This window comes from Streptomyces barringtoniae (genome assembly GCF_020819595.1).
GTDB classification, from domain to species: domain Bacteria; phylum Actinomycetota; class Actinomycetes; order Streptomycetales; family Streptomycetaceae; genus Streptomyces; species Streptomyces barringtoniae.
Genome location: NZ_JAJHNP010000010.1, coordinates 309,897 through 325,125 on the forward strand (window position 1 = coordinate 309,897; position 15,229 = coordinate 325,125).

The following is a 15,229-nucleotide window of genomic DNA, read 5'->3' on the forward strand; positions in this document are numbered from 1 at the left end:
GCGGCCGGGGCCCCACCGGGCCCCGCCGCGCCCCGCGGTCGCAGGAGCGTGACCGGCACCCGGAAGACGGTGGCAGTGCTGTTCCTGCTGCCCGCCCTGGTGCTGCTCGGCGCGCTCGTGGTCTACCCGATCGGGTACTCGGTCATCCGCAGCTTCTACAACGCCTCCGGCGACGGTTTCTCCGGCGCCGACAACTACAGGACGCTCTTCACCGACGACGGCATCCGCACCGCCCTGAAGAACAACGTCATCTGGGTGGTGTTCGCTCCCACGGTCTCCACGGCGCTCGGTCTGGTCTTCGCGGTGCTGACCGAACGGGTGCGCTGGGGAACGGCGTTCAAGCTGGTCGTCTTCATGCCGATGGCGATCTCGATGCTGGCGGCCGGGATCATCTTCCGGCTGGTGTACGACCAGGATCCGCACAAGGGGGTCGCGAACGCGGTGTGGGTGGGTGTCCACGACACCTTCGCGCAGGCGTCGGCGTTCCCGAAGGCCCACCCGGGGCGCGAGTCGCCGCTCGTGGCCCAGGGGGGCGGGTTCATCACCAAGGCCCCGGTCCGTGCCGGGCAGCCGGTCACCCTGCCCCTCGTCGGCGTCGCCCCGGACCAGATGCCGGACAGCGCGAGGAAGGCCGTGGCCGCCAGGCCGGAGCCGGGGAGGATCACCGGCACGACCTGGCAGGACTTCACGCGCGGCAAGGGTGTGGGACGGCTGGGCGCGCCCGACCCGTCCGAGCTCGGCTACGCCGGGATGCGGATCGAGGCGGTCAAGGACGGCAAGGTGGTCGCCGCCGCCAAGGCCGCCGGTGACGGCACCTTCACGCTGCCCGCCTCCGCCGACGGGGCCCGGCTGCGGCTGCCGGCGAGCAACTTCAAGGAGCCGTACAACGGCGTCGAGTGGCTCGGCCCCGCGCTGGTCACCCCGGCGATCGTCGGGGCGTACGTGTGGATGTGGGCGGGTTTCGCGATGGTGCTGATCGCCGCCGGGCTCGCGGGCGTGCCCCGGGAGCTGCTGGAGGCCGCGCGGGTGGACGGAGCCAACGAGTGGCAGGTCTTCCGCAAGGTCACCGTGCCGCTGCTCGCGCCGGTCCTCGCGGTCGTGACCGTCACGCTGATGATCAACGTGCTGAAGGTGTTCGACCTCGTCTACATCATCGCGCCGGGCTCCTCCCAGGACGACGCCAACGTGCTCGCCCTGGAGCTGTACCGCAAGGGCTTCGCGGAGAACCAGCCGGGCGTCGCGAGCGCGATCGCGGTGCTGCTGCTGGTGCTGGTGATCCCGGTGATGGCGTTCAACATCCGTCGGCTCAGGCGGGAGGTGCGGCGATGACCTGGCTGCTGGAGAAGATCAACGGTGGTCTGGTCCGCGTGTTCCTGATCGTCGTGGGCCTGTTCTGGCTCGTGCCGACGATCGGGCTGCTCGCCTCCTCCCTGCGCTCGCCGGAGGACATGAGCGCGAGCGGCTGGTGGAAGGTGTTCACCAAACCGTCCCAACTCACCTTCGACAGCTACCAGAAGCTGCTGCAGAGCGGCGACATCACCCACTCCCTGTGGAACACCGTACTGATCACCGTTCCGGCGACGGTCCTGGTCGTCGTGGTCGGCTCCCTCGCGGGTTACGCGTTCGCGTGGATGGAGTTCCCGGGCCGGGACTGGTGGTTCCTGGGCGTGGTGAGCCTGCTGGTGGTGCCGGTGCAGGTGGCGCTGATCCCGATCGCCGAACTGTTCGGCAGGATCGGCCTGTTCGGGAGCATCCTCGGTGTGATCCTGTTCCACACCGGCTTCGGTCTGCCGTTCGCGGTGTTCCTGCTGCGGAACTTCTTCGCGGAGATCCCGCGCGAGCTGCTGGAGGCGGCCCGGCTCGACGGCGCCGGCGAACTGCGGCTGTTCGCACGGGTGGTGATGCCGCTCGCCGGGCCGGCGATCGCGAGCCTGGGCATCTTCCAGTTCCTGTGGGTGTGGAACGACATGCTGGTCGCGCTGGTGTTCACCAAGTCGGGCACCCAGCCGATCACGGTCGCGCTGCAGACGCAGGTACGGCAGTTCGGCAACAACATCGACGTGCTGGCACCCGGCGCGTTCATCTCCATGGTGATCCCGCTGGCCGTGTTCTTCGCGTTCCAGCGGCAGTTCGTGTCCGGGGTGATGGCGGGCGCGGTCAAATAGCCGCACAACGGTCACTTTCGGGAGGGCGGGTCGCAAGGGGCCCGCCCTCTCCCGTTCACCCGGCGTCCCCCACATGCCGTACGAACCGTAACCAATTCATCCCATCGGCCGTTTCCGGTCAGAACCCCCGCGTCGACCGACGACCCATGGATGCCCCTTGCCCAGGTTCAGTGTGATTGTTCCCGCGTACAAGGTCCAGGCGTATCTCTCCGAGTGCCTGGACTCGGTGCTCTCGCAGTCGTATCCCGATCTGGAACTGATCGCCGTGGACGACTGCTCGCCCGATGCCTGCGGCGCGATCATCGACGAGTACGCGGCCCGGGACGCGCGGGTGCGGCCCGTGCACCTGGCCGAGAACCAGGGACTCGGCCGGGCCAGGAACGCGGGGACGGCCGAGGCGACCGGCGACTACCTGGTCTTCCTGGACAGCGACGACACGCTCGCCCCGGACGCGCTGCGCTCGATCGCCGACCGGATCAAGGAGTCCGGGGAGCCGGACGTATTGGTGTACGACTACGCGCGCACCTACTGGGACGGCCGGACGGTCCGCAACCAGCTCGCCGGCCAGCTCACCGAGCAGGGCCCGGCGCCGTTCCGCCTTCAGGACCGGCCGGGGCTGCTCAGGGTACTGATGGTGGCCTGGAACAAGGCGTACCGGCGGGAGTTCGTCGAGGAGCACGGCTTCGCCTTCCCGCCGGGCTACTACGAGGACACCCCCTGGACCTTCCCGGTGCTGATGGCGGCGGAGTCGATCGCCACCCTGGACCGGGTGTGCGTCCACTACCGGCAACGCCGGCAGGGCAACATCCTCGGCACCACCAGCCGCAGGCACTTCGATCTGTTCGAGCAGTACGACCGGGTGTTCGCGTACGTCGCCGAGCATCCCGAACTCGCCCGCTGGCGGCCCGAGTTGTTCCGGCGGATGATCGACCACTACGCGACGGTGTTCACCAAGCGGGACCGGCTGCCGCGCGGCAGCCACGGCGAGTTCCTGCGCCGGGCGCGCGCCCACTACCGCCGCTACCGCGTCCCCGGCACCCGAATGCGCCGCCGGAACATCCTGGTCCGCTTCGGTCTGCACCGCACGTTCCGCGCGTTCCGGCTGGTGTCGGCCGCGCGCCGGCGCACGTTCAAGGCTGCGGTGAAGCTGGCCCGCGCCGTGCGGACCGGCGTGCTGCGGCTGCACTACCGGATCCAGCTGCGGCTGCCCGTCCGCGCCGACCGGGCGGTGTTCACCTCCAGCGCCGGCCGGGGCCACGGCGGCGACCCGGGCGCCCTGGAGGAGGCGTTCCGCCGCCACGTCCCGCACATCCGCACCGCCTGGATCGCCCGCGCCGAGCACCAGCACACGGTTCCGCCGGGCCCGCGCCGGCTGCGGCCCGGCACCGCCGCCTACTGGACGGCGCTGGCCCGCGCCAGGTACCTGGTCACCGACGACGTCCTGGACCCGGGCCTGCGCAAGCGGCCCGGGCAGATCCTGGTCCAGACCCGGCAGGGCACGCCGCTGGGGCACATGGGCCTGGACCTCCAGGAGCGCCCGGCGGCGGCCCGCGGCACCGACTTCGCCCGGCTGCTGCGCGGCGTCGACCAGTGGGACCTGGTCCTGTCCGGCAACCGGCACTCGACCCTGATCTGGGAACGGGTCCTCCCGGGCCGGTACCGCACGCTGGAGTACGGGGCGCCGCGCAACGACGTCTTCCAGCGGTCGACCTCGGCGGACGTGGCCCGGCTGCGCGAGACGCTGGGCATCCCGGAGGGCGCGGTCGCGATCCTGTACGCGCCGGCCCACCGGGACTACCTGCGCACCCAGCGCCCCCTGCTGGACCTGGAGCGGATCCTGCGCCGCCTCGGCCCGCGCTTCGTGATCCTGGCCCGTACCCACGGCGGCCCCCTCGGCGCGGGCGGCCGGATCATCGACGTCGGCGACCACCCGAGCGTGCAGTCGCTGTGCCTGGCCTCGGACGTCCTGCTCACCGACTACTCGTCGATCATGTTCGACTACGCCAACCTGGACCGGCCGATCGTGGTGCACACCGGCGACTGGGAGGCGTACCGGGCGGCCCGTGGGACCTACTTCGACCTGTGTGCCTTCCCGCCCGGCGCGGTCGCGCGCAGCGAGGACGAGCTGATCGACGTCTTCGCGACCGGGCACTGGCGCGGCTCGCGCTCGACCCAGCTGCGCGCGGCGTTCCGGCAGCGGTTCTGCCCGTACGACGACGGACGCGCCGCCGAGCGGGTCGTACGGCATGTGGTGCTGGGCGGGACGGGTCTGCCGCCGGTGGTGCCGCTGGAGGAGCGCAAGCCGGCGCCGTCGGCCTGTGCCCACTCTCCGCTGGCCACCGTGCCGCAACCTTCCGGTTCCCTCCCCGTCACCGAGAGGCGCTGAACGGCGTTGGTCGCTCCGGGAGTTCCCGTGCCCCTCGGCTCGACGCGGCCCACCCCGAGCCGGCCGTCCACCTGGCGCCCGGCGGGGCGGCCCGGTCGCGCGGCAGGCCCGGGCCCGGTCCGCAGGACACGCGTCCGCAAGACAACAGAAAGAGCAGAATGCCCCGCTTCAGCATCATCGTCCCGTCCCACGGGGTCGCCGCCCGGCTGTCCCAGGCACTGGACTCGGTTCTCGGCCAGCCGTCCGGCGATCTGCAGCTGATCCCGGTCTGCGACGCCCCCGACTCGCCGGCCGCCGCCGTGGCCGCCGGATATGCGGAGCGGGACTCCCGGGTGACCCCGGTCCACTCGCCGCCGTCCGCCGGGCTGAGTGGGGCGCGCAACGCGGGGATCCGGGCGGCGACCGGCGCGTATGTGCTGTTCCTCGACGGCGACGACCTGCTGCTGCCGGGCGCGCTCGCGGCACTGGACGCCCGGCTGACCGAGACCGCCGGCGTGGACGTGCTCTATGTCGAGCACGAGCGCGCCCCGTGGTGGGAGAGCGAGCCCACCAACCCCGCCGGGCCGCTGTTCGCCGGGGCCCCCAAGGGCGCCTTCGCCCCCGCCGACCTGCCGGAGCTGACCGGCGTACAGCTCCCGGCCTGGAGCGCGGTCTACCGCCGCAGCTTCCTCACCGAGCACGAACTCGCCTTCCCCGCGAGCCACTTCACCGACCTCGGCTGGGGCGGGCTGACCACGCTCGCGGCCGGGCGGATCGCGGTGCTGCGCCGGGTCGTCGTACGGCACCGGCTGCGCCGGCAGGGCAGCCGGCTGAACCTGCCGGGGCCGCACCAGCACGACCTGCTCGACCAGGTCGACCTGGTGCTGACCCGGGCCGCCGAGCGCGCGCTGCCCGCCGAGCGGATCCGGCCGCTGTTCGAGCAACTGTTCACCCATGTGCTGAGGACCGCGTCCCGGCCGGAACGGCTGCCGTCCGGGCACCGGGCCTTCTTCCGCCGCGCCGCCCACCTCTACCGGCGCCACCGGCCAGCCGGATTCCGGGCGCCCGGCGGCAGCCTGGGCGTGCAGCACCGGCTGCTGGCGGCCGGGGCGTACAGCGCGTTCCGGGCGCTGCGCGGCGCCAACCAGATCGCCGTCGACACCGCCGAGAGCCTGCCGCGCCCGCGCATGCTGCGCAGCCGGCTGCGCTACGCCCGCGACCTGAGCCGCCCGCTCGATGACAACCTCGCCGTGTACTGCGCCTACTGGGGCCGGGGCTACGCCTGCAACCCGGCCGCGATCCACGCCAAGGCCCGCGAACTCGCCCCGCACATCCGCTCGGTGTTCCTCGTCGAGGCCGACCAGGCGCACGCGATGCCGGACGACGTGGAGTACGCGGTGATCGGCTCCCGCCGCTACTGGGAGGTGCTGGCCCGGGCGAAGTACCTGATCAACAACGCCAACTTCGCCGAGGGGATCGTCAAGCGCCCCGGCAGCGTGCACCTGCAGACCCAGCACGGCACCCCGCTGAAGACGATGGGCGTGGACCAGTCGCCGTACCCGGTGGTGGCCGCCCAGTCGGGCAGTTTCACCAGGCTGCTGGGCCGGGTGGACCGCTGGGACTTCAACCTCTCCGCCAACCGCCACTCCACCCAGATGTGGGAGCGCGCCTTCCCCGGCGCCTGGGAGGCGCTGGAGTACGGCTATCCGCGCAACGACGTCTACTACACGGCGACCGCCGGGGACGTGGCCCGCGTCAGGCGGGAGCTGGGCATCCCCGAGGGCAGGACGGCCGTCCTGTACGCCCCCACCCACCGCGACCACCACACCGGTTTCGAGCCCGGCCTGGACCTGGAGGCGTTCTGCGAGGCGGCCGGCGAGGACGTGGTCGTGCTCCTGCGCGCCCACTACTTCTACGACCGGGGAGCCGCCAAGAGCTCCGGCCGGATCATCGACGTCACCGCGCACCGCTCCTCCGAGGACGTGTGCCTGGCCGCGGACGCGCTGGTCACCGACTACTCGTCGATCATGTTCGACTACGCCAACCTGGACCGGCCGATCGTCGTGTACGCCGACGACTGGGACGTCTACCGGGAGACGCGGGGCGTCTACTTCGACCTGCCGGCCGAGCCGCCGGGACCGGTCGCGCGCACCCCGGAGGAGCTGGCCGCCGTCTTCCGCGACGGCTCCTACGCGGGCGAGGAGGCCGCGGCGCTGCGGGCCGCGTTCCGTGAGCGCTTCTGCGAGTTCGACGACGGCCGGGCCGCCGAGCGCGTCGTACGGCGGGTGCTGCTCGGCGAGCCGCCGGAGGCGGTGCCGCCCGTGATCCCGCTCCCGGAACGCGTCCCCGCCCCGGCCGCCGCGACCCTCGTGAGGAGCTGACCCGCCGTGCCCCGCTTCAGTCTGATCGTGCCCTGCTTCAAGGTGCAGGGCTTTCTGCGCGAGTGCCTGGACTCGGTGCTGCTGCAGTCCTTCAACGACTTCGAGCTGATCGCCGTGGACGACCGTTCCCCGGACGGCTGCGGCGCGATCCTCGACGAGTACGCCGAGCGCGACCCGCGCGTGAAGGTGCTGCACCTGCCGGAGAACGTGGGGCTCGGCCGGGCCCGCAACGCCGGGATGCCGCACGCCACCGGCGACTACCTGTTCTTCCTGGACAGCGACGACACCCTCACCCCGGGCGCGCTGCGGGCGATCGCCGACCGGCTGGCGGAGGCCGCGGATCCGGACGTGCTGGTCTTCGACTACGCGCGCACCTACTGGTGGGGCGGCACCCGGCGCAACGCCCTCGCCGAGATCCTCGCCGAGGCCGGCCCGGGCACCTTCACCGCGGACGAGTTCCCGCGGATCCTGGACCTGCTGATGGTGGTGTGGAACAAGGTCTACCGGCGCGAGTTCGTGGAGTCGGAGGGCTTCGCGTTCCCGCCCGGCTACTACGAGGACACGCCCTGGACCTTCCCGGTCATGCTCAGCGCCCGGCAGATCGCCGCGCTGGACCGGATCTGCCTGAACTACCGGCAGCGCCGGCAGGGCAACATCCTGTCCACGACCAGCCGCAAGCACTTCGACATCCACGACCAGTACGAGCGGGTCTTCGCGTTCGTCGGGCAGCACCCTCGGCTCGCGCACTGGCGTCCTTACCTGCACCGCAAGATGGGCGAGCACTGCCTGGACATCCTGGCCAAGCCGGACCGGCTGCCGCCCGCCGACAAGGCCGAGTTCTTCCGGCGCACGCGGGAGATGTTCCGGCGCCACAAGCCGGCGCAGGGCGCCCTGGCCGACGGCGACGCCGGCCTGCTGGAGGGCTCATGGACGGCGTACCGGATCAGGCGGCAGGCCGCGCGGGCCGGGCAGGAGGCGGCGCGGCGGGCCGGACCCGTCCGCGGCGCGGTCGCCGCCCGGGCCCGCTCCGGCTGGGCGGCCGTGCACGCGCTCCGCCCGCTGGACCCGCACCTCGTCGTCTACTCGGCGTCCTCGCACCGGGGCATGCTCGGCGACCCGGCCGCCGTGTACGCCAAGGCCCGCGAGATCGCCCCGCAGCTGCGCGGGGTGTGGGTGGTGAGGGACGAGGAGACCGCCGACCGGCTGCCGCCGGACGTCGAGCACGTGATCATGGGCTCCCGGCGCTGTCTGGAGGTCACCGCGCGGGCGACGTTCTTCGTCAACGACGTCAACTGGCCCGGCACCCTGGCCAAGCGGCCCGGCAGCGTGCACATCCACACCCACCAGGGGACCCCGCTGAAGTACATGGGCGCCGACCTGCTGGACAAGCCGGGCGCCCGGCTCGGTTTCGACGTGCCGCAGATGCTGCGCCGGGCCGACCGCTGGGACTACAGCCTGGTCGCCAACCGCCACTCGGAGCTGGTCTGGGAGCGGGCCTACCCCTGCCACTTCACCTCGCTGCGCACCGGCAGCCCGCGCAACGACGTGCTGGTGAACGGCGGCGACAGCGACTTCCGGCAGCGGTACGGCATCCCGGAGACGGACACGGTCGTGCTGTACGCGCCGACCCGCCGGGACTACCGCCGCAGCGGGCACGTGGACCGGATCGACCTCGCCCGGTTCGCCGCGGATCTGGGCGAGTGCCTGGGCGAGGGGCACACCCTGGTGGTCCGGCTGCACCCGTCGCTGGCGACGGGGCCGGCGCGGGGCATGGGGCTGGCCGAGCTGGCCCGGCGCGGGATCGTGGTCGACGCAACCGACGAGCCACGCGTGGAAGACGTCCTGCTCGCGGCGGACGTGCTGGTCACGGACTACTCGGCCGTGATGTTCGACTACGCCAACCTGGACCGGCCGATCGTGGTGCACGCCGACGACTGGCCCGCGTACACCGCGAGCCGGGGCGCCTACTTCGACATCACCGCCGAGCCGCCCGGCCATGTCGCGGGCTCCTACCGGGAGCTGGCCTGGCTGTTCGCCTCGGGTTCCTGGCGGGACGAGGAGTCGGCGCGGCTGCGGGCGGAGTTCCGGCAGCGGTTCTGCGAGTTCGACGACGGCGGGGCCGCCGAGCGCGTCGTACGGACGCTGCTGCTGGGCGAGCCGATGAGCGGCCCGGGAGCGGTCCGGATCCCGGGCCAGGCGGCCGGCCGGGACGTGCTGGCGCCGGCGTAGGGGCACACGTCCGAGGGTGCCGGTCGGGACCGGCACCCTCGGACGTACCTCTGCGGGATTACTCGATGACGAGGTCGACGTCGATGTTGCCGCGGGTGGCGTTGGAGTAGGGGCAGACCTGGTGGGCGGTCTCGACCAGCTTGCGGCCGGTCTCCTTGTCCACGGTGTCGGGCAGTTCGACGCGCAGCGTCACCTTCAGCCCGAAGCCCTCGCCCTGCTTGCCGATGCCGACCTCGGCGGTGACCGCCGCGTCGCTGACGTCGACCTTGGCCTGCCGGCCGACGAGGCCGAGGGCGCTGCCGAAGCAGGCGGCGTAACCGGCGGCGAAGAGCTGCTCGGGGTTGGTGCCCTGGCCGTTGCCGCCCAGTTCCACCGGCGGGGCGAGCTGGAGGTCGATCCTGCCGTCGGAGGAGACGGCGCGACCGTCGCGGCCGTGGGTGGCGGTGGCGACTGCGGTGTAGAGCGCGTCCATGGGACCCGTCCTCTCGGTTCGATGCGGTGTCCGTTTGCGTGCTTGCGAGTACGAGTAGAGCACACAATTAAGTTGTGCACAACTAAATGGACCGCACGAGCTACCCTGGACCCATGACCGCCTCGCCCACCGCCGCCGACGCCGACTGGCTCCGCCTGGACCGCCAGATCTGCTTCTCCCTGCACGCCGCCTCCCGCGCCTTCAACGGCGTCTACCGGGTGATCCTCAAGGACCTCGGGCTCACCTATCCGCAGTACCTGGTGATGCTGGTGCTGTGGGAACAGGGCGATCTGCCCGTCAAGAAGCTCGGCGAACATCTGCGGCTCGACTCGGGCACGCTCTCCCCGCTGGTCAAGCGACTGGAAGGGGCCGGCCTGGTGCGCCGGGAGCGCAGCACCGAGGACGAGCGCTCGGTGCGGGTCCGGCTCACCGAGGAGGGCGCGGCGCTGCGCGAGCGGGCCCTGGAGGTGCCGCGCTGCATCGCCCGGGCGACCGGCTTCGACCTGACGGAGATCACCGAGCTGCGCGAACGCCTCGACCGGCTCACGACCGCGCTGGACGCGGCGGCCCTGACAGCGGGGCACGAGGAGGACTAGCCGGCGCGGACGGCGACTTCACGGGGTTGCGGACGTACAGCCGTACGGCCGTCCCGCCCCGCAGGACCACCTCCTGCCCGGTGAAGTCCCGCCGCAGCACGGCCAGTTCGGCCCGCCCGGTGCGGTCACGGGGGAGCCGGCGCCCGGCGAGCAGATCCGGGTCCGCCACGACCCACACCCGGTCCAGCCCCTCCATCCGCCGCCGCACCTGACGGGCCCCGGCCTGCCGCCCGTACAGCGTCCCCGAGCCGGCGGCCCCCTCCGCCAACGCCACGTCCCGCGCTCCCCTGAACGGGCCCGGGTACGTCAGGGCCACGTTCCGCATGTGCGCCGGCAGGAACAGCACGCCGTCGCCGGGCGCCAACCCCCGCGCCACGGCCCGGGAGACGGCACCGAGATCGTCGGCCCGGGCAGCGGGGTCGCGGTCGGCGCGCAGGACAGGGAGCTGGTGGAGGAAGGCGAGGGCGATGGCGAGGACGCCGGTGAGGGTGACGAGGGGACTCCGCGAGACCGTGCGGGGCCGCGGCAGAGGGCGGCTTCCCGGCCGGCCGTCGTCGTGTGGGCGCCCCACCGTCCCGGCCACCCGCTCAGCCCCCGCCGCCACCAGCAACGGCGCCCCGCTCAACGCGTACAGCACATACCGGTCGACGAACAGCGGCGAGGCCTGTGAGGCCAGCATCAGCACCGCGGGCGGCACCACGGTCAACGGCAACGCCACCCCCGCAAGAGTGATTTCCCCCCGTCCCACCACTCCCGCCGGTCCGGCCAGTCCGGCCAGGACGAGCAGGAGACACACCCCGCACACCGCCCAGCTCGGCCCGAGAAACCCCCGCACCAGCCCCTCCGCCGTGGCCGCCGTGGGTCTGTGCAGCCACGCCACCTGCGCCGCCTGCCCCCGCGACACGAGAACCATCGGCACCAGCGACACCAAGACCGCGCCCGCCGCACACCCCCACCCGCGCCACACCCTCCCCCACGCTCGGCTGCGCTCGCGCGGGGGGACCCCGACCCGGGCCAGCACCAGCGACCCCGCGTGGGCGCACAGCAGCAGCACCGCGAACTCGTGCAGCCAGCAGGTGAGGCCGAGGACGGCTCCGTACGCCGCCCAGGAACCCGCCCGGGAACCCCCCTGCACGGCCCGCACGAACAGCAAGGTCGCCCCGGTTGCCCCGGCGGCCACCAGGGCGTAACTGCGGCCCTCCTGCGCATAGTGGCCGGCCATCGGCGCGACGGCGTACAGCAGTCCGGCCCACAGCCCGACACGCGGCCGCAGAAGTCGGGCGCCCAGCGCCGCCACCAGCGCTGCCGTCACCGCCGCCGCACACACCGACGGCAGCCGCAGGACGACCTCGCCGGGGTGGACGCAGAGGACGGCGTGCACGAGGAAGTAGTACAGGCCGTGCACGGCGTCCACGTCGTGCAGCAGCAGCCAGATCTGCGGCACCGTGCGCCGCCCGACCTGGAAACTGACGGCCTCGTCGCGCCACATCCCGCCCCGGTCCAGCCCCCAGAGCCCGACCGCGAGCATCACCAGCGCGGGCACCCCCACGGCCGTCCGGCGCCGGATCCGGGCCCGGTGACCGCGCGGCACGCGCCTCGGGCCGCCGGCCGGCGCGACACCTGCCGTTGCAGCCGGCCTTCGCGACTGCGGCTTCACAGGAAACCCGACGTTCACCACGGTGCGCCCGATCTTGTGCGATTAACGAACCTTTTTACGGTCATGACGGCGTATCGGCATGGATGCACCATCCGCGCCGCTTAGGCTCCCATGCGATGAACCGTCTCCGTGTCAACTCCGGCCCGGTCCTCGGCGTCACTGCCCTCTGGCTGGCCACCCGTGCCCTGATGCTGTGGCTGCTCACCCACGACAACACCCCGCTGCTCGGCAGGGGCACGGTGACCCGCGAGGTGTGGCGGCTGTACGCCGACTGGTACGGCGTCCTCGCGCACGGCTCGTTCCCGGCGCACGACACGCTGTGGCAGTACCCGCCGGGCGCCGGCGCGGTGCTGCTGGCGCCGCACCTGCTGCCGTGGCTGACGTACTTCCAGGCGTTCGTGCTGCTCACACTGGCCATGGACGCACTGGTCACGGCGGCACTGACCCGCGCGGGCGGACTCCCCGGGCGCAGCCTGCTCGGCGCGGCCCTGTGGACGGGCGGCCTGCCACTGCTGCTGCACCTCCCGCTCGCCCGGTACGACGTCCAGGTCACCGCCCTCGCCGTGCTCTCCCTGCTGGCGGTGGGCCGCTCCCCGCGCGCGGGCGGGGTGTGCGGGGCGCTGGGCGCGCTCGTGAAGGTGTGGCCGGCGCTGGTGCTTCTGGGCACGCCCAAGGGCCGGGCGACGCACCGGGCGTGGGTGTGGGCGGCGGCCGCCGGAGCCGCCGCGTTCGGCGTGCTCGCCGTGGCGTTCGCCCATCCCCTGTCCTTTCTGCGCGGACAGGGCGGGCGGGGCGTGCAGATCGAGTCACTCGGCGGTACGGCACTGAACCTGGCGCGGCACGCCGGCTGGCCGGGCCGCCCGCACTACCGGTACGGCGCCACCGAGCTGGTCGGCCCGCATGTGCGCGCGGTCGCCACCGTCTCCCTCGCGCTGACGGTGGTCGCCTTCGCGCTGCTGGTGCTGTGGCGGGCGCGGGCGCGGTGGTGGAGCGAGGCGACGCCGTTCGACGCGGCCCTGAGCGCGGTGCTGCTGTTCACGGTCACCAGCCGGGTGATCAGCCCGCAGTACATGATCTGGCTGCTCGGTCTCGCCGCGGTGTGCCTGACCTCGCGGCACACCAGCCAGCGGCCGGTGGCGGCGCTGGTCCTGGCGGCCACCGCGCTGAGCACGCTGGTGTTCCCGACGCACTACGCCGAGGTGGTCGACGGCACCTGGACCGGCTGTCTGCTGATGCTGGCGCGCAACGGGATCCTGGCGGCCGCGTCCGTGCTGTCGTTCGTCCGGTTGTGGCGATCGACCGGTCCGGATGAAAAGAGCCTGCGGACGACGGAACCCCGACCCGATTCCCACCGTCTTCCGGACCGAGAGCTAAGCGTCTCTTAACCGGGTATTACCGAAAATTTCTACGCTCCGCCCGTGGACCCGATGCGACCAGACCCGCCAGACAGGCCCGACACCACAGACCGGCCCGACCGGTCGGACACCGCTGAACCGCCACGCGCGGGGCAGGTCGGTGTGGTCGTCATCGGTTACAACGACCTTGCCCATGTGGGTGACGCCGTGCGTTCGGCGCTCGCGCAGGGGCCCGCGGTCGCCGAGGTCGTCGCCGTGGACGACTGCTCCACGGACGGCAGCGCCGAGCTGCTCGACCGGCTCGCCGCGGACGAACCCCGGCTGCGGGTGGTGCGCCGGAACGAGAACAGCGGCGGCTGCGGCAGCCCGCGCAACGCCGGGATCGACGCGGTGACCACGCCGTACGTGATGTTCCTGGACAGCGACGACGTGCTGCCGCCCGGCGCGGTGGACGCGCTGCTGGTGGCGGCCACGGGGACGCACGCCGAGGTCACGAGCGGACTGTGTGTACGCCGGGAGCTGCCCTCCGGGCGCGAAGAACCCTGGCAGGAAGCCCTCTACACGGCGCACACCGTGCTGGCGCGCCCCTCCCAGCGCCCGCGCCTGGTACACGACACGCTGTGCGTCAACAAGCTGTACCGCACCGACTTCCTGCGCGAGCACGACATCCGCTTCCCCGAGGGCCGCTTCCTCTACGAGGACATCGTCTTCACCGCGCGCGTGCTGGCCGCCGGCCCGCGCCTCGCGCTCGTCCCTGACCTCGTGTACGTGTGGCATGTGCGCCGCGCCGCCGAGCAGTTGTCGCTCTCGCTGGACCGGGACCGCATCGACAACTGGAAGGCGCGCCTGGAGGCGTGCGCGCTGGCGTACGAGATCCTGCTGAGCGCCGGGCAGAAGGAGCTGGCGCGGGCGGCGCGGGCCAAGTTCCTCGACCACGAGGTGCGCATGTACACGCGCGAGCTGGGGTTGCGCGACGCGGACTACCGGCGCGCGTGGTGGGCGCACACCCGGGAGTATCTCGCGCGCTACGACGCCGCCGACTGGGAGCTGGACCCGGGCGCCCCGGGCCGGCTGCTCGCGCAGGTCGTCCTGGAGTCGCCCGAGCCCCGCGACCTGCCCCGGATCCGCGAGCTGGCCGCCCGCCCGGCGCGCCTGCTGCCGCCCTACGCCCGCACTTCCGACGGCGCCCCCGTCTGGTCCACCGATCTCCCCCAGGTCGCCCTCGCACCGCTCCTGACCCGCCCGATCGACCGCCTTCCGCTCGCGGTGGACGCGGAACTGCACCCACGCGCGCGTGCCTCGCTGCTGCGCCTCCGACTCCACGAGCTGTACGGCAGGGTTGCCGAGGCCGGCCCACGCGAGGTGGACGTGGAGTGGCAGTCCCGGGACGACGACCGCACACGGGGGCGTACGACGGTCCGGCTCACGCCTTCGCGCGTGGGGACCGGCACGGAGACCCACACGGAGTCCGGCGCGCGGACCGAGGCGGAGTCCGGCACAGGGTCCGGCGTGCGGACCGGCGCGGAGTCCGGCACAGGGACTGGTGCGCGGACCGGCTCGGAGGCCCGTGCGGACTCCGGCACGCGGACCGGTACGGAGGCCCGTGCGGACTCCGGCACGCGGACCGGTACGGAGACCGGCCCGGAAAGCAGCGCGCACAACGGCGCGCGCAACGGCACGCTCGACGGCGCACGCAGCGGCGCGAAGATCGGCCCTGCCAGCTGGTCGGCCGAGCTGCCCGTCGACCTGGACGGGCTCGGCGCCGGCACCTGGGACCTGCGGCTGACCGTGCGCTTCGCCGACGGCACACAGCGGGAGGTGACGGCGCACGCCCTGACGGGCGCCGGCCGACTGCGCCGGCGCGCCGTCCCGAGCGTGCGGCACGGTGTGCTCCTGGTACAGCCGTACGCCACGCACTCCGGCGCACTGGCCCTGCGCGTGGCGGCCGGCGTGCGCGGGGTGATGCAGGTGGCGCGCAGCAGGCTCCGCCGCCTGCTTCACTGAGACGC

At 72.9% G+C, this 15,229-nt stretch carries 10 protein-coding genes; 8 read left to right on the forward strand and 2 right to left on the reverse strand.

The window, feature by feature from the left end; genetic code table 11:
* Positions 1–48 precede the first annotated feature (48 nt).
* From LMU33_RS20645 to LMU33_RS20665, 5 genes are all read left to right on the forward strand, one after another.
* A complete protein-coding gene (locus LMU33_RS20645) occupies positions 49–1,329 on the forward strand; it encodes a carbohydrate ABC transporter permease (protein WP_308280796.1) in 1,281 nt (426 codons plus the stop codon).
* Positions 1,326–2,165 (forward strand): carbohydrate ABC transporter permease, encoded by an 840-nt coding sequence (locus tag LMU33_RS20650; protein ID WP_228621966.1) that lies wholly within the window; start codon positions 1,326–1,328, stop codon positions 2,163–2,165. Before LMU33_RS20645 ends, LMU33_RS20650 begins: the two co-directional genes overlap by 4 nt.
* 157 nt (positions 2,166–2,322) lie before the next feature.
* Positions 2,323–4,551: a bifunctional glycosyltransferase/CDP-glycerol:glycerophosphate glycerophosphotransferase gene (locus LMU33_RS20655; RefSeq protein WP_228621967.1), complete on the forward strand. Its 2,229-nt coding sequence runs from the start codon at positions 2,323–2,325 to the stop codon at positions 4,549–4,551.
* 158 nt (positions 4,552–4,709) lie between these two features.
* Positions 4,710–6,911, forward strand: a complete 2,202-nt coding sequence (locus LMU33_RS20660) for a bifunctional glycosyltransferase/CDP-glycerol:glycerophosphate glycerophosphotransferase (RefSeq protein ID WP_228621968.1) — start codon at positions 4,710–4,712, stop codon at positions 6,909–6,911.
* A 6-nt stretch (positions 6,912–6,917) separates the two neighbouring features.
* Positions 6,918–9,140 carry a bifunctional glycosyltransferase/CDP-glycerol:glycerophosphate glycerophosphotransferase gene (locus tag LMU33_RS20665; protein WP_228621969.1) on the forward strand — a complete coding sequence of 741 codons (2,223 nt, stop codon included), beginning with the start codon at positions 6,918–6,920 and terminating at the stop codon, positions 9,138–9,140.
* A gap of 58 nt (positions 9,141–9,198) precedes the next feature.
* On the opposite strand, the gene LMU33_RS20670 is transcribed toward LMU33_RS20665, so the two are convergent.
* A complete protein-coding gene (locus LMU33_RS20670) occupies positions 9,199–9,612 on the reverse strand; it encodes an organic hydroperoxide resistance protein (protein ID WP_228621970.1) in 414 nt (137 codons plus the stop codon).
* A 113-nt stretch (positions 9,613–9,725) separates the two neighbouring features.
* On the opposite strand from LMU33_RS20670, the gene LMU33_RS20675 reads away from it, so the two are divergent.
* Positions 9,726–10,208: a MarR family winged helix-turn-helix transcriptional regulator gene (locus LMU33_RS20675; protein WP_228621971.1), complete on the forward strand. Its 483-nt coding sequence runs from the start codon at positions 9,726–9,728 to the stop codon at positions 10,206–10,208.
* Here LMU33_RS20675 and LMU33_RS41435 read toward each other — a convergent pair.
* Positions 10,156–11,757 carry a glycosyltransferase family 39 protein gene (locus LMU33_RS41435; RefSeq protein WP_308280797.1) on the reverse strand — a complete coding sequence of 534 codons (1,602 nt, stop codon included), beginning with the start codon at positions 11,755–11,757 and terminating at the stop codon, positions 10,156–10,158. The genes LMU33_RS20675 and LMU33_RS41435 overlap by 53 nt on opposite strands.
* A gap of 224 nt (positions 11,758–11,981) precedes the next feature.
* Between LMU33_RS41435 and LMU33_RS20685 the strand changes: the two genes are divergently transcribed.
* Both LMU33_RS20685 and LMU33_RS20690 read left to right on the forward strand, forming a co-directional pair.
* The gene (locus LMU33_RS20685) at positions 11,982–13,250 is read left to right on the forward strand and encodes a glycosyltransferase 87 family protein (RefSeq protein WP_228621972.1); all 1,269 of its coding nucleotides are present in this window, start codon (positions 11,982–11,984) and stop codon (positions 13,248–13,250) included.
* A gap of 42 nt (positions 13,251–13,292) precedes the next feature.
* A complete protein-coding gene (locus tag LMU33_RS20690; protein WP_372478034.1) occupies positions 13,293–15,224 on the forward strand; it encodes a glycosyltransferase family 2 protein in 1,932 nt (643 codons plus the stop codon).
* Positions 15,225–15,229 lie beyond the last annotated feature (5 nt).